At 70.2% G+C, this 22,388-nt stretch carries 22 protein-coding genes; 5 read left to right on the top strand and 17 right to left on the bottom strand.

What is annotated here, in order from left to right:
• Positions 1-851 precede the first annotated feature (851 nt).
• Positions 852-1,730, top strand: coding sequence for a phosphoribulokinase (locus IPF36_RS15875; RefSeq protein ID WP_195428723.1), 879 nt, complete (start codon positions 852-854; stop codon positions 1,728-1,730).
• 6 nt (positions 1,731-1,736) lie between these two features.
• On the opposite strand, the gene IPF36_RS15870 is transcribed toward IPF36_RS15875, so the two are convergent.
• The 6 genes from IPF36_RS15870 to IPF36_RS15845 all read right to left on the bottom strand — a co-directional run bounded on the left by IPF36_RS15870 (position 1,737) and on the right by IPF36_RS15845 (position 8,567).
• Positions 1,737-2,426: an HAD family phosphatase gene (locus IPF36_RS15870; RefSeq protein WP_195428722.1), complete on the bottom strand. Its 690-nt coding sequence runs from the start codon at positions 2,424-2,426 to the stop codon at positions 1,737-1,739.
• Between the two features lie 202 nt (positions 2,427-2,628).
• Entirely contained in the window at positions 2,629-3,459 is an 831-nt protein-coding gene (locus IPF36_RS15865; protein WP_368671157.1) for a formylmethanofuran dehydrogenase subunit C, read from the bottom strand.
• A complete protein-coding gene (fhcD, locus tag IPF36_RS15860) occupies positions 3,456-4,370 on the bottom strand; it encodes a formylmethanofuran--tetrahydromethanopterin N-formyltransferase (RefSeq protein ID WP_195428720.1) in 915 nt (304 codons plus the stop codon). Before fhcD ends, IPF36_RS15865 begins: the two co-directional genes overlap by 4 nt.
• A gap of 79 nt (positions 4,371-4,449) precedes the next feature.
• A complete protein-coding gene (locus IPF36_RS15855) occupies positions 4,450-6,132 on the bottom strand; it encodes a formylmethanofuran dehydrogenase subunit A (protein ID WP_195428718.1) in 1,683 nt (560 codons plus the stop codon).
• Entirely contained in the window at positions 6,129-7,469 is a 1,341-nt protein-coding gene (locus IPF36_RS15850) for a formylmethanofuran dehydrogenase (protein ID WP_195428716.1), read from the bottom strand. The genes IPF36_RS15855 and IPF36_RS15850 overlap by 4 nt, the downstream gene beginning before the upstream one ends.
• A gap of 324 nt (positions 7,470-7,793) precedes the next feature.
• Entirely contained in the window at positions 7,794-8,567 is a 774-nt protein-coding gene (locus IPF36_RS15845) for a HisA/HisF-related TIM barrel protein (RefSeq protein ID WP_195428713.1), read from the bottom strand.
• A gap of 9 nt (positions 8,568-8,576) precedes the next feature.
• On the opposite strand from IPF36_RS15845, the gene IPF36_RS15840 reads away from it, so the two are divergent.
• The 3 genes from IPF36_RS15840 to IPF36_RS15830 are packed head-to-tail and all read left to right on the top strand — an operon-like array spanning position 8,577 to position 11,282.
• Entirely contained in the window at positions 8,577-9,578 is a 1,002-nt protein-coding gene (locus IPF36_RS15840; RefSeq protein WP_255519796.1) for an ATP-grasp domain-containing protein, read from the top strand.
• Positions 9,568-10,701, top strand: coding sequence for a hydantoinase/oxoprolinase family protein (locus IPF36_RS15835; RefSeq protein ID WP_195428711.1), 1,134 nt, complete (start codon positions 9,568-9,570; stop codon positions 10,699-10,701). The genes IPF36_RS15840 and IPF36_RS15835 overlap by 11 nt, the downstream gene beginning before the upstream one ends.
• Complete coding sequence (locus tag IPF36_RS15830; protein WP_195428710.1) at positions 10,692-11,282, top strand: aspartate kinase; 591 nt, start codon at positions 10,692-10,694, stop codon at positions 11,280-11,282. The genes IPF36_RS15835 and IPF36_RS15830 overlap by 10 nt, the downstream gene beginning before the upstream one ends.
• Here the strand turns inward: IPF36_RS15830 and IPF36_RS15825 are convergent.
• The 5 genes from IPF36_RS15825 to IPF36_RS15805 all read right to left on the bottom strand — a co-directional run bounded on the left by IPF36_RS15825 (position 11,270) and on the right by IPF36_RS15805 (position 15,133).
• On the bottom strand, positions 11,270-11,809 hold the full coding sequence (locus tag IPF36_RS15825; RefSeq protein ID WP_135706855.1) for a flavin reductase family protein: 540 nt from the start codon (positions 11,807-11,809) through the stop codon (positions 11,270-11,272). The genes IPF36_RS15830 and IPF36_RS15825 overlap by 13 nt on opposite strands.
• Before the next feature lie 61 nt (positions 11,810-11,870).
• On the bottom strand, positions 11,871-12,575 hold the full coding sequence (locus IPF36_RS15820) for a (5-formylfuran-3-yl)methyl phosphate synthase (RefSeq protein WP_195428708.1): 705 nt from the start codon (positions 12,573-12,575) through the stop codon (positions 11,871-11,873).
• Positions 12,572-13,153 carry a DUF447 domain-containing protein gene (locus tag IPF36_RS15815; RefSeq protein WP_195428705.1) on the bottom strand — a complete coding sequence of 194 codons (582 nt, stop codon included), beginning with the start codon at positions 13,151-13,153 and terminating at the stop codon, positions 12,572-12,574. The genes IPF36_RS15820 and IPF36_RS15815 overlap by 4 nt, the downstream gene beginning before the upstream one ends.
• 13 nt (positions 13,154-13,166) lie before the next feature.
• Positions 13,167-14,552, bottom strand: a complete 1,386-nt coding sequence (locus tag IPF36_RS15810) for a DUF6513 domain-containing protein (protein ID WP_195428703.1) — start codon at positions 14,550-14,552, stop codon at positions 13,167-13,169.
• Entirely contained in the window at positions 14,531-15,133 is a 603-nt protein-coding gene (locus IPF36_RS15805; RefSeq protein ID WP_240746118.1) for a flavoprotein, read from the bottom strand. The genes IPF36_RS15810 and IPF36_RS15805 overlap by 22 nt, the downstream gene beginning before the upstream one ends.
• Positions 15,134-15,580: 447 nt before the next feature.
• Here IPF36_RS15805 and IPF36_RS15800 point away from each other — a divergent pair, with 447 nt between their 5' ends.
• A complete protein-coding gene (locus tag IPF36_RS15800) occupies positions 15,581-16,030 on the top strand; it encodes a dihydroneopterin aldolase (RefSeq protein WP_255519801.1) in 450 nt (149 codons plus the stop codon).
• 81 nt (positions 16,031-16,111) lie between these two features.
• Here the strand turns inward: IPF36_RS15800 and IPF36_RS15795 are convergent, their stop codons facing one another.
• The 6 genes from IPF36_RS15795 to IPF36_RS15770 all read right to left on the bottom strand — a co-directional run bounded on the left by IPF36_RS15795 (position 16,112) and on the right by IPF36_RS15770 (position 22,375).
• Positions 16,112-17,041, bottom strand: a complete 930-nt coding sequence (locus tag IPF36_RS15795) for a triphosphoribosyl-dephospho-CoA synthase (protein ID WP_218959596.1) — start codon at positions 17,039-17,041, stop codon at positions 16,112-16,114.
• Positions 17,038-18,072, bottom strand: coding sequence for a RimK family alpha-L-glutamate ligase (locus IPF36_RS15790; protein WP_195428699.1), 1,035 nt, complete (start codon positions 18,070-18,072; stop codon positions 17,038-17,040). Before IPF36_RS15790 ends, IPF36_RS15795 begins: the two co-directional genes overlap by 4 nt.
• Before the next feature lies 1 nt (position 18,073).
• Positions 18,074-19,144 carry a methenyltetrahydromethanopterin cyclohydrolase gene (gene mch / locus IPF36_RS15785; protein ID WP_195428697.1) on the bottom strand — a complete coding sequence of 357 codons (1,071 nt, stop codon included), beginning with the start codon at positions 19,142-19,144 and terminating at the stop codon, positions 18,074-18,076.
• Entirely contained in the window at positions 19,077-20,333 is a 1,257-nt protein-coding gene (locus IPF36_RS15780) for an ATP-grasp domain-containing protein (RefSeq protein ID WP_195428696.1), read from the bottom strand. Before IPF36_RS15780 ends, mch begins: the two co-directional genes overlap by 68 nt.
• Before the next feature lie 17 nt (positions 20,334-20,350).
• Positions 20,351-21,256 (bottom strand): NAD(P)-dependent methylenetetrahydromethanopterin dehydrogenase, encoded by a 906-nt coding sequence (locus IPF36_RS15775; RefSeq protein WP_195428694.1) that lies wholly within the window; start codon positions 21,254-21,256, stop codon positions 20,351-20,353.
• Positions 21,257-21,337: 81 nt separating this feature from the next.
• On the bottom strand, positions 21,338-22,375 hold the full coding sequence (locus tag IPF36_RS15770; protein ID WP_135706847.1) for a beta-ribofuranosylaminobenzene 5'-phosphate synthase family protein: 1,038 nt from the start codon (positions 22,373-22,375) through the stop codon (positions 21,338-21,340).
• Between the last annotated feature and the right edge of the window lie 13 nt (positions 22,376-22,388).

Here is a 22,388-nt window from a genome sequence, read left to right as displayed (position 1 = left end):
ATAATGCGGCCGAATTTTCCCTTGTGCACGTAAGTAACTCGCCCGGTCATCAATCCACGAGAGATCCAGTGCACTTCGCCCCGGATTCCACGGAGAAACCCGCAAGAATATGGAGACTGAAGCCCCTAGCAAGGGAGTGCAAGCATAACGCGTCCGTTCTGTCGTGGAGGCCATAGCGCGTCCGAACGGTCGTCTTATGCCGATCTTCAACAGTGGCTGTCACGTCGCACGCCAAAATAAAAACGCAATTAATCGCCAAGCTCGACCTACAACCGTGCAAATGCTGGCTGGCGTCAGGTCGATTCCCCTCGGGCGCCTCCTCGCAAGCCAAAATCGAGCGAAGCAACGGGCCGCTGTTGTATGCAGGGATGCTGCGCGTGCGGTGCGTGGCTTGACATTCCAGGTGGACTGGGCGCATTGGGCTTCGTGCGACCACGTCAGGTAGCGTGCCTTACGGGATGCGCAATTCCAGTGACACTGTGTGCAGTAAAAGCAGGCCGCTGCCCATGCCGACCGACACCACTGCATGACTCAGTGCGATCGTCAGGCCGGCGTGGACAAGGGCGGCTTGAGCATAGCCGCGGCCATGGTACGGATGCGCGACCCGACTAGCGCAACAGTAAAGTGCCGTGGCGCAATTCTTGCGAATCGAAGCGCTCCGCAGCCATGGATGCGGGATCGCAGCATCGCGCTCAGCCCGCTAGGCCGGGATGCGCCGGACACTGCGCCAGACGAAGCAAGAACACAAGGCAAGAAAACGAGGAGACCTGCCATGCCCGAAGTCCAAAGTATCAGGACGTGCCCGATTGAAGGCGTGGATGCCGTGACCGAGCGCGCCTGAGTCCATCGCCATGTCGGCACGTCATCCCATCATTGCCATCACGGGCTCCTCCGGCGCCGGCACCACGTCCGTCACCCGCACCTTTGAGAGTATCTTCCGCCGCGAAGGCGTGAAGTCCATACTGATCGAGGGCGACAGCTTTCACCGTTACAATCGCGCCGAGATGAAGGTCAGGCTGGCCGAGGCGGAGCGCAGCGGGAACAATAACTTCAGCCATTTCGGTCCCGACACCAACCTCTTCGGCGAGTTGGAGAAGCTGTTCCGCACCTATGCGGAATGCGGCAACGGCTCCCGCCGCCGCTACCTGCACAGCGAGGAAGAGGCGACGGCTTGCGGCCAGGAGGCGGGCACCTTTACCGCCTGGGAGCCGTTGCCAGACGGCACCGAGTTGCTCTTCTATGAAGGCTTGCACGGCGGCGTTGTGACCGGCGAGGTCAACGTGGCGCGCTACCCGGACCTGTTGATCGGCGTGGTGCCCGTGATCAACCTGGAGTGGATCCAGAAGCTGTGGCGCGACAAGAAGCAGCGCGGGTACACCACCGAAGCGGTGACCGACACCATCCTGCGGCGCATGCCGGACTATGTGAACTACATCTGCCCGCAGTTCTCGCGCACCCACGTGAACTTCCAGCGCGTGCCCTGCGTGGACACGTCCAATCCCTTTATCGCCCGCGAGATCCCGGCGCCGGACGAAAGCATGGTGGTGATCCGCTTCGCCAATCCACGAGGCATCGACTTCCAGTACCTGCTGAGCATGGTGCACGGCTCTTTCATGTCGCGCGCCAATACCATCGTGGTTCCTGGCGGCAAGATGGAACTGGCGATGCAGCTTATCTTCACGCCCTTCGTGCTGCGCATGATCGAGCGCAGCAAGCGCGCCGCGCTGTAAGGACGCTCAGGCCAGCACGAGCGGCGCGGCCGCTTCCGCGATCGGCCAGCCCCGCTCCTGCGCGATGGCGCGCAGGCGGGGATCAGGTGCCACCACGATGGGGTGGCTGACATGCTGCAACAGGGGCAGGTCGTTGAGCGAGTCCGAATAGAAGACGGTGCGCTCGAAATCCTCCCAGCGGCGTCCCAGCGTCGCGAGCCAGTCCGTCACCCGCTCCACCTTGCCGGCGCCGAAGCTCGGCACGCCGACCATCTCGCCGCTGAATTGGGCCACCGGCCCCGCGCCGATGGTGGCGGCCTGCGAAGCCACCAGGTGCTCCACGCCAAAGGCATCGGTGAAGCCGCGCGCGACGAAGTCGTTAGTCGCCGTCACGATGCAGCACAGGTCGCCGGCGTCGCGATGCTGCGCCACCAGTTGCCGCGCCGGCGCCGGGATGCGGTCGGCGATCGCGGCGATGAACTCGCTGCGCCAGGCCTGCAGTTCCTTGCGCTCGAAGCGCGCGAGGAACGACATGCAGAAGCGCTGGAAGGCGTGGATGTCGAGCTTGCCTTCCATGTAGTCCTGCGCGAAGCGCTGGTTCTGGGGTGCGAACTCCGCCTCGTCGAGTACGCCGCGCTGCATCAGGAAGCGCAGCCAGGTGGAGCCGCTGTCGAAGGGCACCAGGGTGTGGTCGAGGTCGAATAGTGCGAGCTGCATGGGAAATGCCGGGAAATGGCTGAGATTGAGTGGAAAGGGATCAGAGGCTGCCGGGAGCAGGCGGCCAGAACAAGCGACGACATCAAGCGACGACATCAAGCGACGACATCAAGCGACATGATAAGGCCTGGCTCCCGCCCCGGTCCCTTGCGCGGACGTGGCGGCGCCATGCTGTCCCGATGTCGTTGGATCCGGCAGCGAGCTACTCGAACACCAGCAATTCCCCCCGGCCATCCACCGCTACATCCCCAACGAAACGGCGCGGCCGCAATGCCGGCAGCGGTGCGAACGGCCCGCCGGCGCGGGCCAGGCTGCGTGCAAGCAGGGCCCAGAATACATCGAGATTGCTGTCGGTACGCACGAAGGTGGCGCGCTCGCGCGGGCCGGTGCCGAGCAGCACGACGGTGCCGCGCCGCAGGCCATAGGCCAGGTGGTCGCCGACCGCGCCGGCGATCGCCATGGTACCCGCCACCATGCGCGAAGCGGCGAAATCGCCGGCGCTGCCTGCCACCAGCACCGTGCCGCGCCGCATGCGGTCGCCCAGGCGGTCGCCCGCATCGCCGCGAATATCGAGCGTGCCGCCGCGCATGCCGTCCATGTCGCCGGGCAGCGCCGCGGCCGCGAAGTCTCCGGCATTGCCGCCGATGGCGACCTCGCCTCCCGCCATCGCCGCCGCGGCGAAGTCGCCGGCGTGGCCGCTCACGCGCAGGCTGCCGGCCTGCATGCCGCAGGCAAGGAAATCGCCGGCGTTGCCGTCGACGCGCAGGCTGCCGCCCGCCATCTGCCAGCCGATGCGGTCGAAGCGGCTCAGGTCGCCTTCAAAGGCAAGACTGGGCGTGTTCCCGGATGCGGCGTGGGCATGGACGGTGAACAGGTCGCCCACCGTGATGGCTTCGCTGCCATGCCATAGCGGCAGGCGCGCCACGGCATCCGGCGCCATCCCGGCCAGGCTGGCGGGCGCCAGGTGGCGCAGGTCAACGCGCAGCGCCGGCGCGCTGGCGAGGCGCAAGGTGACGCCGCTCATGCCGCTCATACCCGTTCTCCCTGGCCCGCAAGCCGATGCAGGTGAAAATGATAGGGTCCCAGCTTGCCGCCGTAGTTGCCGGCCGACACACGCACGAGCCCTTTTGCCGCGCCGTCCGAGACCAGCGCGTCGATACCGGCCCGCATGGCTGCGGCCACGTCGGCCTCGGCCAGGCCATCTATCACGATTTCCAGCACGCAGCGCACCGGCGGGGCGAGCTCGCTGCCCGCCACCAGCCCGGCCAGGCTTGGGCAGAAGGCATCGTTGGTCGAGGCATGCATGCCGGCGTACCTGGCGCCGACCTTGGAGCCCGAGCGCACCACGCCTCCCGGAAAGGGCAGGATGATATTGGGTAGCCGGCGCATTGCCGTCACCGCGGCCTCGGCCGCGGCCAGCGCGCCGTCGGTATCACGCGCCAGCATCAGCAGGTTGCCGCCGCCCACCGCCTTGATCACCGGGGTGGTTTCCTGGCAGACGAATTCGCCGTCCATGACCGGTACCCGCCAATAGCGCACGCCGTCGATCATCTTGGCGATCTGCCAGCCGTCGCCGAAGAAGCGCAGGTTCTTGCCCAGCGCGATCGGCTCGCCTTCGCGCAGCCCCGCGTACACCGCAGTGGTGGGGCAGGTCAGCACGCACTGGCCGACACGGCGCTCCACTTGCTTGGCCAGCTCCTTGCCCGACACCGCGAACAGCAGCACCGCCACGCCGGGCCGGCCGTCGGGCGTGTCGGCCGGCGCCAGCTCGCGCTCGATGCCGGCCTCGCAGCCGCAGGCGATCACCGACGTGGCAAAGCCGGTCATCGCCTGGGCGGCATGGCGCGCCCAGGCAAGGTTGTGTGCCGTGACCAGCAGGCGGGTCGCCTTCATCGGAAAGGCTTCCGCGAAGGTGTCGTCGATGGCGATTCCGTTGATCTGCATGCAAAGGTTTCCTGGAAGGTGGCCAGCGCTTCGTCTTACGCGCCGGCGCCGGCGCCGCGCCGCATCGTCCCGGCCTGGTTCATGCGCCATCCTGCCGCTGCAGCGGATCGCACGCGGCCGGCAGCAGCCTGCCGCCCCGGCAGCAGCTGCACAGCTCGTCATGGCCAATGGCGGCGTTGCCGAAGTCGAGCGCGAGATGCTGGTCGCTGTATTTGCGCAGCGTCTTCTCGATGCCAGTGTCATACTCAGGCTCGACGAAATGCGTGCCGCCCGCTGGTGCCGCCACGATCTGCCCGGCGCGCGCCACCAGCGTGCCGTCCTTGAACACATACTCTGGCGCGCTGAACATGGTTTCGCGGTTGGCGTCTTCGCGATAGATCGCGATGTTAGCGGCCGCGCCCGCGCCCAGGTGGCCGCGGTCGCGCAGGCCCAGCAGACGCGCCGGCCCGGCCCGGGTCAGCACGGCGATCTCGTACAGGCTCAGCTCGCGCCTGATGTCCGGCAACGCGCAATTTGCCGCCACCTCGGGGTGCAGCCGCGCGAGCTGCTCGTCGCGGAAGGACTTGTCCATCAGCAGGCGGATCAGGTGCGGATAGCTGGTGAAGGGGCCGCCATTGGGGTGGTCGGTGGTCAGCGTGACCTGCCAGGGGTTCCTGACCGTCAGGAAAACCTCCAGTCCGATGGCCCACTGCAGCGCATTGACATAGCTCTGCTCGCGGTAGCGGAACGGCACTACGCCGCAGCCCGCGTCGCACTCGATATCGGCGCCGATCCATTTGCGCGGCTGCGCGAAGTCGGCATTCTTTACCTGCATCATGGTGTCGCCCGATGCGGTGACGGTCTGGCCGAAGATGATCTGGCCGACGTCGATCGAGATATTCGGATTGGCGTTGACAGCCTCGGTGACGCGCAGCGCGGCGGACGAGAACTTGCGCGGCCCGTCGGCACCGTAGCTGTGGAACTGGATATGGGTCAGGTGGCCAGGCAGGCCTTCCAGGGCATCGATGGTGGCCAGCGTCGATTCGATATTGCCGGGCACGCCGAGGTTGCTGGCGTGGATATGCAGCGGGTGCGGCACGCGCAGTTCGATCAGGGCCCTGCCGAGCGTGCGCAGCACATCGCGCGGGCTGATGCGGTAGTGCTCGTGGTGGCCGTCGACATCGAGCTTGCGCTGGTTGAACTTGAAGGCGGAGATGCCGCCCGGGTTGACCACCTTCACGCCGAGCGCCTTGCTGGCGTTGATGGTCCAGCCCACGTAGTCGCGGATGCGTTCAAAGTCCGTGCCTTCCGCCAGCATGCGCAGGAACAGCTCGTCGTTGCCCAGCATGACGTAGGCGCCGTGGTCGATGATGGGTGTGTCTCCCATCTCGAAATGCGTCTGGCGTGCGTTCGAGGCCATCATCGCCGGTTCGAAGGCGGCGGTATAGCCCATCTGCGCATAGCGGTAGCCGGTGGCCAGCGTGCCTGGCGTACAGCCGCCGCAGGAGGCCAGCTCGAGGGGCCCCGCAGGGCCCGGACGGTCGCGATGGTCTTCGGGCAGCAGCATGCGCGCGAGGTTGACCTTGCCGCCGCCGATATGCGAGTGCATGTCGATGCCGCCGGCCATGACCACCATGCCGCCCACGTCGATCTCGCGCTCTGCCGGGCTGCCCGGTGGCTCGTCGATAATCCGGCCGTCGCGGATGTAGAGGTCGGCGCGCTTGCCGTCGATGCCATGCTGCGGGTCGAACACCCGTCCGCCATGGAGGCGCAGTGTGCTCATGATGCGGACTCCGTGCTTGAGGGGGCTGGAGGGACCGGGGGGACGGGGAGCGCCGCGGCCGCGTCGGCCGGCCGTAGCCGCGTTATCCGCGCCAGCAATTGCGTCGCGACCTCGGCCACGGTGGGCAGGCCGTCTTCGCGCAACGGACGCAGCGGCAGCACGATGCCGCCATCGGTGCGAAACAGGTGGCCAGCCGCGCCAATCCCGGGCGTCGCCACCGGGATGAAGACGCCGTGCCGGTCTGCCATCGACGCCGCCAGCGCGGGGTGCCCGAGCACCACGGTGGGCAGCGCGCTGGCGGGCGGCGGCAGGTCCGGCGTGAAGCTGGCGACCCAGAGCAAGGCATCGACACTGTGCTCGCGCAGCAGGCGGGCGCCCGCGTGGCCATGCGGATCGTGATCGAGCCCCTGGCGATGCACCTGCGTGCGCAGCGGCAGTCCGGACAGCCAGGTGAGCGCCTGGTTGACGGTATTGCCGCCGTCATCGCCGCCGAGCGAGAGCCCACCCGCGCGCGTGCTGCGGTTCAGTGTCTTGATCAGGTGGTGGATGCCTTCGATCAGCAGCGCGGCGTGCTTGCCGCCGGGCAGCCCGACCAGCGTCGAGGGCGTCCAGACCAGCACCGCATAGCGCGCCGCGCGCAGCCTGTCGGCAAGCGCGCGCAGCGGCGCCGGCGCGATGCCGTGATCCGGCAGCGCACGTGGCCGGCACAGCGCGTTGAGCAGCGCCACCGCCTGATAAAGATCCAGGTTCCCGGGCAGGTCGATCGCGCCGCAGCGCGCATCCGGCAGCGCCGCCGCAGCCGCATCGACCGGCGTGCCCACGAACACGATCTCGCGCGCGCAGGGCTGCTCCGCCTCGGCCAGGCCGCAGCGCCGGAAGAACTCGGGGTGCTTGTGCGAAGGCTGGGTGCCGATGCACACGATCAGGTCGGCGCGTGCGCGCACCTCGGCCAGCGTGGTGGTAAAGGCGCCGCGATCCTGCAGCGCGCGCAGGCTGGCCGTCATGGCGTCGCCATGCGCGTGGTCGAGCACGGCGGCGCACTGGTTGGCCAGCGCGTAGAGTGCGCGTGCACCCGCCACGTCGGTTGCCAGTCCGCCGAACAGCGGGCGCCGGCTGGCGGCGAGCAGGCGCGCGGCGGTGTCGAGCGCCTGCGGCAGCGCCACCGCGCGGCCGTCGGCGCAAGGCCCGGCAACGGCAGCCTGCGGGTCGAACGCCGCCAGCGCCCGTGTGGCGCGCGGGCAGGCGTCGCCGGCCAGCGCCGGTGCCTTGCCCGCGGCTTGCGTGACGCTGAGGCCGTCGCACAGCAGTGCGCAAAACGGACAGGTCCAGTCGGTCATGGCAGCGGGAGGGCCTGCGGTGCGACTGGCTGCTTGGAGGGAGGGGTCGGGTGCGAGTGCCATGCCCCCCTTTCTGCAAACCGTGTGCCAGCCGCGGCCCTATGCCGTGGCCGGAGCGCCGGGCGCCCGCCACGGTGGCGTCCGCGTCGTCCCGGGGTCCCGGCGGCATCTTCATCCGGCACCGGCCGCGGCACAGCCAGTGCTCCGGAGGCGGGGCAAGTTGTCACCCTGTGAGCAGGCGCGCGGCGCACGCAGCGTGTGCTGGAGCGGCGCACGGTGCTGGCATGGAACGTGTTTATGCCTGCCCATGCCGGGCGGTGCCGCTCAGGAGGACCGGCCTCCCGGGGCGGCCGGTTCGGCGGGTTCTGTGGGCTCTGCAGGTTCAATAAGGAGATCGTGGATGGCGGATGCGACCAGCCAGGCGCTGGCCCCGGCCCGCGCGGCGGCGGCGAGATCGGCTGCATGGCGGACGCCGCCGGCGCCGATCAGCTTGCGCGCCGCGCCCGCCTGCGTGCGGATGGCGGCAAGCGTTTCAAGGTCAGGGCCTTCGAAGGCTCCGACCCGGTCCAGCGCCATCACGATGAGTTGCGCCGGCCATGCCGCACTGGCTTGCCACCAGGCGGCGCTGCCCAGCGGCATGCCGTGGCGCCGGTCAAGCGAAAGCGGGGCGTCGGGCCATGCGTCGAACGGCGGCACGGCGGCGCCCACGTGGGCAGGTGCGGGCGGATCCGACAAGGATTCGCTGCCGAACACGGGTATCACCCGCGCGCCGCCATGTTGCTGCGTTGCGAGCGCGGAAATGGCGCAGGCTGCCGCCGCCGCATCGGCAAAGCCCGCGTCCAGCCAGAGCGTTACGCCCGGCAAAGCCCGGCATAAGGACTGCAGCGCTTCCTGCTGGAGACCCTTGCCGGTGATCGCGTCGAGGTCCGCGACGTAGAGCGTGCGGCTCGCGCAGTACGCGAGCATGGCCCGCGCCACCGTCACGGGATCGCTGCCGGCACACAAGCGCGAGGCGATGGGGCGGTACTGGTCGCGCTGGCCGCGCACCGCATGGACGGCGCAGCCGCCGAGAAGGTCGATGACGGGGATGATGTGCATGGAGACGGAATGATGACGCGAGTGTTCGTCTACGAATATATCAGCGGCGGCGAGACCGAGGCCGACGCCATGCCACAACTGCTGGGCCAGGGCCGTGCCATGCGCGATGCCATGATTGCCGACCTGGCACGCATCGGCGATGTGAGCGTGACCTGCGCGGTGCTGCCCGGCGAGCCGTTGCCTGCCTGCCGTGGCACGAGCAAGGTGGTCTGCTGTATGCGCGCGCCCGATGAGGATGCGCCGGCCTTCGTGCGTCGGCAGGCTGCCTGCCACGACGTGAGCTGGATCGTGGCGCCGGAGTCCGATGGCGTGCTGCTGGGCCTGCACTACATGGTGGGCGAGGCCCGCTGGCTCGGTTGTGACGCCGGCGCCATTGCGCTGGCCACCAGCAAGCGCGCCACCGCCCAGCACTTCGGCGCACTAGGCATTGCCGCGACCCGGCCCTGGGACGATGGCCAGGCGCGCCAGCCCGAGGCCGGGCGCTGGGTGGTCAAACCCGATGACGGCGCCGGCTCGGTGGCAACCCATGCCTACGACGGCTTCGACGCCGCCCACGAAGCCTGGCTGCGGCGCCTCGCCGGCGGCGAACCGGTGGTGCTCGAGCCGTGGGTGGAAGGCGAGCCGATCAGCCTGTCCCTGCTGTGCGGGCCGGGCGAGGTGGAACTCCTGAGCGTGAACCGCCAGCGCATTCGCATCGATGCTCGCGGCCAGGTGCACGACGATGGCGTGCTGCCCAATGCCATCGAACGCAATGGGCGCGCGGGGCAACTGCTTGCCGAACTTGCCGGGCGCCTGCGTGGCGGCATGCCGGGGCTGCGCGGCTTTGTCGGCATCGACCTGGTCTGGCATCCCGAACGCGGGCCGGTGGTGATCGAGGTGAACCCGCGCGTGACCTGCGCCTATGCCGGCCTGTCCGCCGCGCTCGGCCGCAACCTGGCCTGCGAACTGCTGGCCGGGCATCAGGTCCGGGCCGAGCGCCTGGAGACCGACGGAGCCTCGCATGGCCGCTGATCGTGTCATCCTTGGCTGGGACCTGGGCGGCGCGAATATCAAGGCGACGCGGCTGGAGGATGGCGCCGTGCGGGACGTCGCCCAATGGCCCTGTCCCCTGTGGCAGGGGCTGCATCGGCTCGACGAGGTCCTGGCGCTGGCGTGCCGGCGCTGGCCCGACGCCATGCAGGCGGGCCATGCCGTCACCATGACCGGCGAGATGGCCGACCTGTTCCCACACCGGCAGGCCGGCGTGGAGGCGCTCGCGCAAGCCATGTCGCGCCGCTTCGGCGCGCGCGTGGCGTTCTTTGCCGGCGCCGCGGGCTGGCGCGAGCAGGCACGGGTGTCGCGTGACTGGGCGCACATCGCGTCGGCCAACTGGATGGCAAGCGCCAGCCTGGCGGCGGCATGCACGGACCAAGGCATGCTGGTGGACATCGGCACCACGACCAGCGACCTGATTCCCATCGTGGATGGCAAGGTCAGGGCGCAAGGCCGGGACGATGCCGGCCGGCTTGCTTCCGGCGAACTGGTCTACCTGGGCGCGGCGCGCACGCCGCTGTGTGCGCTGGCCCGACGCATTGCCTTCGAAGGCACCGAGTACAACGTCATGAACGAGCTGTTCGCCACCACCGCTGACGTCTATCGGCTGACCGGCGAACTGCCGGCCGAGCATGATCCCCACCCGAGTGCGGACGGCGGCCCCAAGACCGATGCGGCGACGCGCCAGCGCCTGGCCAGGATGATCGGCCGCGATGCGCGCGACGCCGCGCCGGCGGCGTGGCTGGCGTTTGCCCACGCATGGCGGCGGGCCCAGCTCGACGAGCTGGCCGTCAACCTGCGGCGGGTAGCGGATGGCGTGGGCCTGCCCGCGGAAGCGCCGCTGATCGGCGCCGGCTGCGGGCGCTTCCTGGCGCGCGAGCTGGCGGTGCGGCTGGCCCGGCCCTATCGCGCCTTCGAGGCGCTGGCCGGCATCGCGCCCGAGCACGCGGAATGGGCTCAGGTCTGTGCGCCCAGTGTCGCGGTGGCGGTGCTGCGATGGCAGGACCGCGAGGCGGGCCGTGGGGTCAGGACACGGGAGATGACTTTGCGGTGCCGGCAGGCCGGTGCCGAACCAGCAGGAACGGAGGCTTCATGGTCGTAGTCAAGATCGGCGGCAGCCTTGGCCGCGACCCGCTGCTGCCCGACTGGCTGCAACAGCTTTCCGAACTGGGCCGCGGGCGCGTGGTGATCGTGCCCGGCGGCGGCGGCTTTGCCGACCAGGTGCGGGACTACCAGGCGCGGTGGGGTTTCGGCGACCTGCCCGCGCACAATATGGCCGTGCTGGCCATGGTCCAGTACGCGCTGATGCTGCATGCGCTGTGCCCGCGCCTGACCCTGGCCACCGGCGACGACGATATCCGCACGGTCCTGCGCCAGGGCGGCGCCGCGCTGTGGACGCCCTACGCGCTGCTGCGCGCGCAGCCGGACGCCATGACCAACTGGGATGCGACATCGGACAGCATCGCGGCCTGCCTGAGCGAGCGGCTTGGCGCGCAGCGGCTGGTGCTGGTGAAGTCGTGCGAGGTCGCGCCGGGACTGAGCCTGGACCAGTATGTGCGGGCCGGCGTGCTGGATCGCGGCTTCACGGCCTGCGCACGCGCTGCCGCCTGCGCGGTGGAGATCCTGCACAAGCAGGAGCTGGACCGCCTGTGCGCGTGGTTGCGAGAAAATCAGGCCGCCTGAGCAGCTTGCGCGGCCTGCACGGCCTGTGCCGCCCGCACCACCTGATACTCCCCATGCCCGAAAGCCAGCGGTGCCCGCCCGGAGCGGCCGATGCGCTCCACACGGCCGATATAGACCACATGGTCGCCACCGGGATACGCCGCCACCTGCACGCATTCCAGATGGGCGGCCACGCCTTCGAGGATCGGCACTTCGCCCAGCCCGCAGTGATGGGCGATGCCATGGAACTTGTCTTCGCGCGAGCGCGCGAAGTGTTGGGACAAGCCGATCTGGTCGTGCGCCAGGATGTTGACGGCAAAGCGAGGGCTGTCGCGAAAGGCGGGGTAGCTGCGCGAGGCGATGGCCTGGCTCCACAGGATCAGCGGTGGCTCCAGCGAGACCGAGCTGAAGGCGTTGACGGTGACGCCGTGGGCGACGCCGTCGGCATCGCGCGTGGTGACCACGGTCACCCCGGTGACGAACGTGCCGAGCACATCGCGCAGTTGCCGTTGGTCGAAGGGCACGAAAGACATGGAAGTCGCGGTCATGGTTGTCGTTCTCCGGTGTTGGTTCACGGGGACCAATGCCCCTGGGCGAGGCCGCAAACGCTCAGGCCGCCTGCGCCTCCAGTCCCGCGGCCAGGTTCAGTCCGGTCCGCAACGCGGCCACCTTTGCGGGGTCAAGCCTGCCGCCGCGCCCGCTGTCGCACAGCGCGCCACGGAAGCCGGCGAAGTCCGGCCCGAGCGCCCGCAGTCGTGGCAGATGCTCAAGCCGCAACGATCCCGCCATCCCCACCTTGATGCCATGCCGCCCGGCAAGCCCGACCATGGCGCGCAGCGTTGCCATGTCCGTGCAGTCGAACAGGGTGCCGGAGCGCTTGTCGGCCGTGTCCGCCATCACCGCCGGAAAGCCCAGCGCGCAGGCGGCTTCGACCAGCGCGAGGTCGACGCCATCGTCGGCCAGGAATACCGGCACCACCTGCCAGGGCAGGCCGGCCAGTTGCCCCAGGGCTTCGCGTGCGTGCGGGCCGCGGGCGACGCCGACCTTGACGTAGTCGACGCCGCACCTGCCGATGGTGTTGGCCATCAGCACCATGAGCGCATGCTCGGCTGGCGCGAGGTCGCCGATGGTGGCGCTCAGCAGGCGGTTAGGCCAGCGCGTGCGCACGGCCCGGACGACCTCGCACACGGTCTGCGCGGGCAGCGCGCCGAGCGCGCCGGCCCTGGGTTCCTTGAGATCGATCAGGTCGGCGCCGGCCCGGGCGGCTTCCAGGGCTTCTTCCACATTGCGTACGCTGGTGAGCAGGGCGGTCATGGTGTGGTCTCCAGGGAGGCAGCGTTGTGCGCGTCGATCCGCTCGCGCAGCCACTGCCATGCCTCGTGTTCGGCGGGGCCGGCGGTCTTGTCGATGGCGATCTGCAGGTAGGCCATTTCGCGGGCGATCTTGTCGGGTGCAAGCATGTGCAGGCGACTGACCAGCACCGCGGCTTCGATGACAGCGGCCTGGGCACGGTTGAAGCCGGGAAAGTCGCCGTGGCGGCGCTGGTACACGCGTGCCATGCGCAGCGTGGGACGGTTGGGGTCACCGCCTTCGTCGCGCAGGCGCAGTTCGAGGTGGCTCAGGGCGCCGGCCAGCCGCACGCCGCGGATGCGCTCGGCCGCGACGGTGGGCCAGCGGTGGCGGCCGGTGAGGCAGCCGGCGAAGACGCGCACGTCGTTGGTCAGGTTGACCACGGCGGCGCCGGTGCCGACGATATTGTCGTAGGTGGTGGATGGCCGGAAGGGCATCAGCACGATGTCGTCGCCACGGTGGCGCACGCCCATCGGTGCGATATGCGGCCGGCCCGCGGCCGAGACCGTGGTGACGATGGTTTCGTAGATGAGGTCGTTCATGCTGTGATGTCCGCTAGGCGCGCTTGCGCATGGTGGTGCCCGGCGCGCACCATTCGGCCAGGTTCTGCGCCTCGCGCCCGACGGCGCAGCCCCAGTCCAGCGACTGGTCCTGCACGTAGCGCTTGCCCAGGCGCCAGGCGATCTCGGCGCGGGCCAGTTCCACCCCCATGTAGAAGGCATGGTTGCCGTCATGCTCGAGCTGCAGGCGCGGGAACAGCGTAAAGGGGTCGGCGGCCACGTGGTGGCCGTCGCGGTTGTAGGCGTGGATGCCCTGCTCGGAGACCTGCACGCGGAAGTTCGGATCGCGGATGGCGCTGGCGGTCTCGGCGATCTCCTCGGCCGTGTCGGGATAGGGATCGCGCGCGTGCAGGGACATCATCTCGTCGGTGAGGCCCTTGGGCAGCGAGCGCTGCTCGCGCGCGGCGTACATCATGCGGCGCGCCACGTCGGCTTCGCGGATGGCGCGGCGTGCGTGGCCGCTGACCTGGGTGGTCAGCACCGCCGACGCGCGCAGCTCCACCGCAATGCCCATCAGGATCGCGTTGATGCCGCCGGTGTCGGCCTCGGTCAGCTCGGTCAGGTTGCCGATGCCGAGCATGATGGGCGCATCGGCGAAGCGCTGGCGCAGGCGCTCGTAGCGCCCCAGCGATGCCAGCAGTCCGAACGGAATCGGATCGAGGATGGCGTCGGCGATGTAGGCGCGTCCGCGCGCCTGCATGGCTTCGACGGCGGCATGGAGCGAGCGTTCGTCCCCGGGCTGGCTGGGCACGAGGATGGGCGTCGCGGCGACTTCGTCGGCCACCCACAGGGTATCGAGCGACAGGCTGAGCAGGTAGTCCGCGCCGGCGCGGCCGCCACGCAGCAGTTCGTCGGTATTCATGGAATCGACGCTGACCTGGAAGCCTTCGGCCTTGAGCGCGCGCACGGCGTCTTCCAGGTGGGGGAATGCGGTGGCGGGCAGGCAGCCCAGGTCGATCACGTCGGCGCCCTCGGCGCGGTGGCGGTACGCGCGTGCGCAGATGCCCGCGATGTCGAGTTGCGGTGCGTCAACGATCTCGGCAAAGATCGCGATGTCATGCCGGGACAAATCCACGGGCCGCGCCTTGCGATTGAAGAACCCGGGCAGGTCCTTGAGGTCTTCCGGCCCGCGCTCGACCGGCATGCCGTAGTGGCGGGAGAGCTCGTCCAGGTCGCCGCGGCAGCGCCCGGGCACCACGATACGGTCTGCCGCCACCGGCGCCGCCACCCGCCGGCGCACCATGTCGGCGGTCATCAGCGCGGCTACCTGCAGGCCGATCTCGCGGATTTCCCAGGTGAACGGCGCGGGCTCGAGGCTGCGCAGCACCCGCTCCAGGCCTTTCTCGGCCAGGCGCCCGGTCAGAAAGACGATGTGTTCCATGTCAGTGACAGTGCTCTCAGTCGTTGATCCAGCGCCGCGCGCAACTCGCCGATGGAGCAGGCCACCTGGCAATGGTCGATGCGGCGCAGCCGCTCCACGTTCTCCAGTTCGATATTGCGGGGGTGCAGCTTGAGCCAGCCCTGCGGGCCCTTGGTCACCACCACGGGTTCGGTATCGCACGCGAACACCAGGCCGGGGATGCCGAGCTTGCCGGCCTGGGCAAAGATATTGGTGGGCAGCGTGTCCGAGATGCCGAACCCGCATTTGGCGACGGTATTGCTGGTGGCCGGCGCGATCACCGTGGTGTGGTAGCGGTGCCCGTACAGCATGCCAACCGGCGCCGCGCTGGCGGTCTTGTCGCGGAACACGCGAAAGCGCGCTTTCAGCGCTGCGAGCGGAATGTCGTAGATGGCCAGTACTTCCTCGGCCGCGCGCGACAGGAAGAGGTCCACATCCGGCAGCGCGGCAGCCAGCGCCAGGCTTTCTTCCAGGAAATGGCCGGAGCCCGTGACGGCCCAGGCGAAGCGGGGCCCGCCGCCGGCCTGGGCGGGGTGCCCGTCGGTGTCGTCCGTGCCGGGCAGGGCCGGGCCTTCGGTCGCGGGACGGAGCACGGCGGATGGCAGGGCGAATGGTAGGGACAAGGCGCGTATTGTCGGGATGATCGGTCTGGGCGCAGTGATCGCAGGAGTCATGCCTGGTGCGGCCGGCCTTGATGCGACGGCCTTTCGGGGCCTGCGCGGGTCATTGCGCCGGCGCGACTGTCCCGCGGCCGGGACAGTCTGTGACGTGGCCGCGGTGCGCAGATGCGCAGGCGCGCTACAGCGGGTGCCCGCGCGCGGGCGGCATGGCTGGCACTGCGGGTCACCGCGGCGCTGCCGGCTGCGCGTGGCCTGCTATTTGCGTGAGAGGTCGTGGGAGCGGCCGCCGGCCGCGCAGCCATTGCACGGCAGGGAGGCCTGATGAAGCGAGACGACATGATGGTGGCGGCCGCGACCGCGGAGTTCAACCGGGCGGGGCAGGCGGGACCGATGGCCGGGCAGTATATGGGTGTCACCAGCGGCGCCATGGACCTGATCTTTATCGAGGGTTTCGAGGGCCAGACGGTGATCGGCATCGATGACGGCGAGCTGCACACGCCGCAGCCCATCCGCATCGACCTCACCGCCGGGCTCGCGCGCAGCGCCGCCTGCAGCACGGACCGGATCGGCGACACCATCGACTACGGCAAGGTGCGCGCGGCCTTGCGCGAGCTGATGGCCACGCATGGCCTGCGCTTGCTGGAAGCCTTTGCCGAGCGTGTGGCGCAACTGCTGCTGGAAGACTTCGGCGCCCACTGGGTGCGCGTGGTCGTGGTGAAGCCGAGGAAGTTCGACGATGTGAGCGCGGTCGGCGTGGCCATCGAGCGGCGCCGGGACGATCGGCTGGCTGTCAGGGAGCAGGGACTCGGCTGGCCGAGCCCGGGCGCGATGTCCGCCTGAGGCATCCGGGGCGGCTACCCGCGCCGCAGCGGTGCCGGCGCGGGTACTGGGACCACCGGTGACTACCGTCAACTACATGGACTACAGGCCGACAGCGGACGTTGCCAGTGCCGGCGAAGCCGCGGACAGCGCGCATAGCGCCGGGTCGAGACAGCCGGCGATCATCGCGCTGGCCACCGTCAGGTCGGCGGTGGTGCCGGGATTGAGCCCGTCGGTCTTCAGCAGCCGGTCCCATCGGGCCAGCTCCTCGCGCGGGATGACCTGGCCGGCTTCGAGGCGCCGATGCAACAGGCGCGCCTTGTAGCTGACGTTCCTGGCCGCGGCCAGCCCATGCTTGCGCGCGATATGCGAATCCGGAAAGCGGGCCAGGAAGGCCAGGTACACCGCCGCGACCGCGCGTTGCAGCCGCGCCGGCCAGGGGCCGTGGCTCGCCAGGTGGCGACGCAGTACCGTCAGCCCGAGGGCGAACAGGTCGGCATAGCCATTGGCATACTGGCGCGCGACGCTGTCGCGCATGGCGGCCAGGCGCATGGCAGCGCGCAGGTCCACCGTCGGCGGTGCTGCCACATCCTGCTCGGGCGCCGCGCCCAAGCCGGCCGGATTGGCCTGGGCAATGGCGCGGTAGGCCGCCTGCGCATCGGCCACGGTCAGGCCAGCCAGGACGGTCTCCAGCCGCTGGCGCAGGGCTTCGGCGTCGCGCGGTGGCGTGCCTTCCATGGCGGCAGCGATCGGCGCGCACAGCAGCAGGATGCCGAGATTGGTGTTGCAGCGCGCGACCGCCTGCGTGGCGGACACCGCGCGCTCGATCCGTGCGCCGACCGCCAGCATGGTGTCGGTCAGTGGCGGCGCGGCCGCGGCGGCGCTGTCCAGGAACAGCCGCGCGGTCATGCCGTGGCCCGGCGCACACAGGCTGACATTGCCCGGCTTGGCCACCGCCACGTCGAGCGTGCAGGCCCAGAGAAAGGCGGCCGACGCGGCGCCGGCGCGGTCGTGCCCGGGCGCGGCCATCATGCCAGGGCTCCTGCACGCTTCGCGCACGCACGGGCGGCGGGCAGCTTGCGGCCCAGCAGGTCGTCCACCAGCAGGCCGGCGATGTCGGCTTCGGTGACGGACTGCAGGCCGCGCCAGGCGGCGACGCCGTTGACCTCGATCACGAGTGCGCCTGCCTCGCCTGCGCGAGCGCCGGCGGCAGGCACCAGGTCCACCCCGGCGTAATCCAGACCGAGTGCCTCGGTGGCGCGTATCGCCAGCGCGGCCAGCGCGGGCGAAATCTCGGCATGCTCACACTGCGCGCCTTGCGCCACGTTGTGAACCCAGTGATCGCTGACGCGGCGCATGGCTGCCGCCGCCTGGCCACCAACCACCAGCACGCGCCAGTCGAAGCCTGGCCTGGCACTGGCACCGTCGCTGGCACCGTCGCTGGCCGCCGGCGCCGGTACGAAGCGCTGCAGATACGCCACGTGCCGGTACGGCGACAGCGCGGGCAGCGGCGCATGTCCCGTCGCCAGCGCGCCGATGCGCTGCAGGCCCTTGCCTTGCGAGCCGAACAGGGGTTTTAGCACCAGCGCCCGCCCCGCCGCGCTTTCGCGCATCACCGTACGCCGGGCCTGCGGCACCGATTCGCTGACCCAGGTGGCCGGCGTCGGAATCCCGGCCAGGTGCAGCAGGAAACTGGTCATGCCCTTGTCTACGCTGCGCTCGATGGCACGCGCGTCGTTGTACACGGGAACGCCGAGCTCGCGCAGCGCGTGCAGGATGCCCAGGCGCAGCGTCACCTGCTCGAAGCTGCCGCCCGCGACGCCGCGCACGATCACGGCGTCCGGCAGGCCGCGGCCGTAGCCGGGGATCGCCAGGCCGTGCCAGGCCCAGGTGGTGTCGATGCGGCAGTCGGCCAGGTCCACGCAGTGACCCTCGCAACCGCGCGCGCGCAAGGCGCGCTTGAGCCTGGTGGTGTGCCAGCCGCGCTCGTCGGTCATGATGGCGACCCGCAGCCCTTGCGCCGTGCCGGCCACGGAGGGTGGGGGAAGAGAGGTGGGCCGCATCTCACGCTTCCTGCAGCCACTGGCCGCGCAGCAACGCCATGTTCAGCGCGCCCGCGTGCCAGGTCCGCCCGGAGGCCAGGTTGCTGACCCACACCTCGGCCGGGGCAAACAGTGCGGGGTCGATCCGGTAGAAGTCGTGATCGTATTCCCTGAAGACCTCGGCGAAGGGCCGGCCATAATCGCGCGAGCCGATAGAAGGCAGCGCCAGTGCCAGCGCGCGCGCGGCATCGTCGCCGGTGTCCACGGTCAGGTGCACGGTGCCGCCGTAGAGGATGGCATCGTTGGTACGGCCCATGGCCTCGCCGGCGTCGGCGCCGGGCGGCGGCAGCGGCGCGGCGGCGCTGCCTTCGACGATGCGATCGAGCGCAAAGCCCAGCACATGCGCCTTGTGCAGCGCCACTTCCAGCACCCGCCCCACGACCTGTGTGGTGCCGGCCAGGCTCGCCGTCGGCGTCAGGATCAGGGTCAGCTGCTCGGGCCGCAGCCCGCAATCGCGCAGGATCTTGGCGACGACGGCCTCGGGCGGGGCGCGGTCGACCTCCAGCACCAGGCAGGCGCCGCCGTTGGCGTTGGCATCGGCGTTGGCATCATCCGCGATGCGGTCGCGATAGCCGAGCTCCGCGAACAACGGCTCCTTGCCGGCGAGCGCGCGCGCCGGGCCGGAGCCCAGCGCGAAGAATTTTTTGCCGCCGGTTTCTTCCTTGCTGGCGGCCAGGCTCCAGCCCGCATACTGGCTCGCCAGGCAGGCCAGCACCGGGGCGCCGCTGCTGACCTCGACCCGCGTGGGCCAGCCGCCATCCGGACCACTCTCGCTGCGATCGCTGCCGTGCCGTAGCTGTACCCGGCCCAGGCCGCCCATGCAGATCTCGGCAATGGCGAGACCCGCCGCGATGCTGCCGCGGGTCTCGACACCCGCGTCGACGATGCGCACGCCCAGCGGCCCGGCGGACACCGCGAGCCGCCATGGCCCGGCCTGCGCGAGCAGGCGCGCGAGCAGTGGCTGGCTAAGCGAATTGACGCTGGGGCTGGGGGCTGCCCCGGCGTTCCTGGTGGCGGGCGTGGTGCTGGGCATGATGAGCCTCGAGTCGGTGGTGGATTTGCGCATGCCGCTGCTGCAGGAGGATGGCGAGGGAGCCTGCGGTCGCGGCTTCGGCGAAGACCGTGCAAATGGGGTTGCCGCGGTCGACGGCGGTGCCCGGCGGCGGAATATCGTGGCACCAGCCGGTTCGCATCAGGTCTGCGGCGAGCGCTGTGCCAATGTGGGCCGCGCGCGCGGCGAAGACGGTGTGGAAGCCGCGCAGGGGGCTTGTGCCAGCCGCTGGCAGGGGCGCCGGGAGCGGCGGAGGCAAGATCCCCCGGCACGCCTGCAGATGGGCCTGCACCAGGCCGCCGGCGAAGGCATCGGCGTAAAGCGCCATGGTCGCGGATAGCCGCGGGTTGATTTCGAGCACGGCGATCTCGTCCGCGTCGAGCAGGAAGTCGATGCTGTTCAGCCCGACCAGGCCCGTCTCGCGCACGATGGCGTGGACGATCTCGCCCAGGCGGCTGGCCGTGGCCGGTTTCAGCGCCGTCGGTCCGCTGGCGCCGCAGAAGAGGAACGAGGTGGCTTCGTCGGGCACGTCCGCACTGCCGCATGCGCCGATTTCGCCGGCCGTATGCTGGCGGCTGACGCCCACCATGCGCGCCTCGCTGCCGTTCGCCAGGAACAGCGCGGACATGGACTGGCCCGCTACGCGCTGCTGGTAATACTGCGCCTCGCCGGCGCTGGCGCTGGCGGATGCCTGGTACAGCGGCCGGATATGCCAGCCACCGGTGCCGCCAACGCGCTTGCTCAGCCAGCCCTCGCCGCACGGTGGCGGGTTCAGGCGGGTAGGCGGATGGGCGATGCCAAGTGCATCGAGCAGCCGGAAGAAGCTGGCGGGCTGCTTGACGGTGCGCACGGTTGCGGCGCCATTGCCCAGCAGGGGCACGATGGCGTGCGCTGCCTCGATCAGCCCGGGCTGGTGCTCGAAGCCGCCGCCCGCGATCCATCCCAGCAGCGGGTGGCTGGCGCGCAGGCGCCGCAGCGCGGCCAGCAGGCGCTCCGGGTCGATCGACAGCGCGTCGGGACCGCCCAGCGGCTCCCAATGGCAGGCGGCATGGCGCGTGTCGGCATCGCCGAACACGTCCAGCGCGATCACGGGCAGCCCGGCCTGCGCGGCCGACTCGGCCATCATGCGGGCCGATAGTCCGGCGGCGATGAGCATGGGGGCATTGGGCATGGTCTTGCGTTCCTGTCTCAGGGCAATTCCGCAGCCACCGCGCGCGCCATTGCCATGGCTTCGGGGAAGCCCAGGTAGACCGGCGTGGTCGCTTCGCGCATGGCGAGAAAGAGCCGGTGCTGGACCTGATACTTGATATTGCCGATGGCAAGCGCGCCCACGCCCACCGCGGCCGCTGTGCCGATGCGCTTGCCGTCGTCCATCACCTCAACGCCGGCGATGCCGGCGGGCGGCACCGCGTTCACGTCCGCTGCCACCAGCAGCCTGCCGGCGGCGTCCCGGTCCGCTTCGCTCATGACCTGCACGCCAGCGCTGGCGGTGGCGAACACGATATCGGCTTCGGCCAGTGCGGCGCGCAGCGCTTCTGTGGTGCGGATCAGGATGCCCTGGGTCTGCGCCTGGAAGCGCGCATTGGTTTCCTGGCTGGTGCGCACGGCCTGTTCGTCGTCGACGCGATTCGACAGCCAGACCCGGGCGCCGAGCTGCGAGGCCAGTGCGCCGGCCACGCGCCCGACCGCGCCGCTGCCGCCAAGCACCAGCACCCGCTTGCCGGCGAAGTCGCTGCCATGCGCCTTGCGCAACTGGCGCTCCACCGAGGCCACCAGTGCCGCCGCGGTGGTATAGGAGCCGCTGGGGTCGGCGAAGACCGATACCGCAAAGGGCGGGACCATGGACTGGCGCGCGAGGTCGAGCATGTCGGCAGCCACCATCACGTCGCGGCCGCCGATGAAGATGCCGGTATTGGCCACGCCCTTGGGCCCGCGCGAGAAGATCGCGTCCTGCGTCATCGCGGCGACATTGGCGGGCCCGACTTCTGCATAGGGCACGACGTGGTCAAAGCCGGCGTCGATGGCCATATTGACGTCGAACGGGCTGGCCTGGCGGCCAGGCGTGAACATATGCAGGATGCAGGGGCGTGCCATGGGGATCTCGCTCGGATAGGGTTCGGTGCGGCCTGGCCGCTTCAGTTCGTTTCTGGTTGCTTCTGGTTGCTTCTGGTTGCTTCAGGCCGCGCTGCGATGCTGCGCCGGCAGCACGCTGCCGGCGCCATGGTTGGCGCCGCGCACGATGCGCGCCTCCAGGCAGCCCGGCAACAGGCCCGCCGCGCGCGCGCCGGCCACGGCTTGCTCGGCGGCCGCCTGCGACGGCACGATGGCAAAGCCGGTCGGCCCCCACGAACTCTGGCCCACCGCAACCGCATCGCTGCCGGCCTGCCGCGTGACCCAGTCCAGCACGCGCGCAACCGCCGGGCTGCTGTAGACCCCGCCCTGGGCTGGCGCGAAGTAGTTGCCGATGACTTGCTGCAACTGGTTCAGGCCCTGCGCGAACGGGGCGAACTCCTGCTCGGCGGCCGCCGGCAGGATCTGCATCAGCACGCGGTGGCAGAGCTCCGCGGCCAGCGGCCTGGGGAAGGGCGGCAGGGCCTGGATGGCCTCCTTCTCCGCTGCGCCGTGCAGGCCGGTGCGACTGTCGTCCAGCAGCAGCACGATGCGCCAGTCGGACGGGAACCCGAAGCGCGCCGTCAGCGGCGGCACGGTGCCCGCGCCGCGCGGTCCACCGTCCAGCAGCAGGCCGCCATGCTCGAACGCCGCGATGCCCACGCCGGAGCGGCCGCCGCGCTCCAGGATGCGGGCAATCTCCGCGCCGGACCACGGCAACGCGTGGCACTCGGCATAGGCCCGGCCAAGGGCCAGTGCGAGCTGGGTGCCGGAGCCGAAGCCGGCATGCGCGGGCAGCACCTCGTGCAGCCGCAGCGCAAGCGGCCGGCGCATGCCGCTGGCCTGCCGCAGCCGCTCCAGCCAGGCGCTCACGCGCGGCAGTTCCGCTTGCGCGGCAGGGTGGAGCGCGGTGATCCGGTCCTGCGCTGCGGGCGCCAGGTCCAGGACGGTGGCCGGCCCCTCGATCGCGAGGCCGAGGCTGCCGAAGCGCCGGCCCAGCGTGGCGCCGGGGTCGAGAAAGCCCAGGTGCAGCCGGCCGTTGGCGCGGATGCCGATGGCGCCGGCGGGCTGGCTGCGATGCGGTGAGGTGGCAATCTTGTGCATGGTCGATAGCCCG

The sequence above is a fragment of the Cupriavidus sp. IK-TO18 genome (assembly GCF_015549295.1).
In the GTDB taxonomy this organism is placed as follows: Bacteria; Pseudomonadota; Gammaproteobacteria; order Burkholderiales; family Burkholderiaceae; genus Cupriavidus; species Cupriavidus oxalaticus_A.
This window is presented reverse-complemented; position numbering and strand designations above follow the sequence as displayed.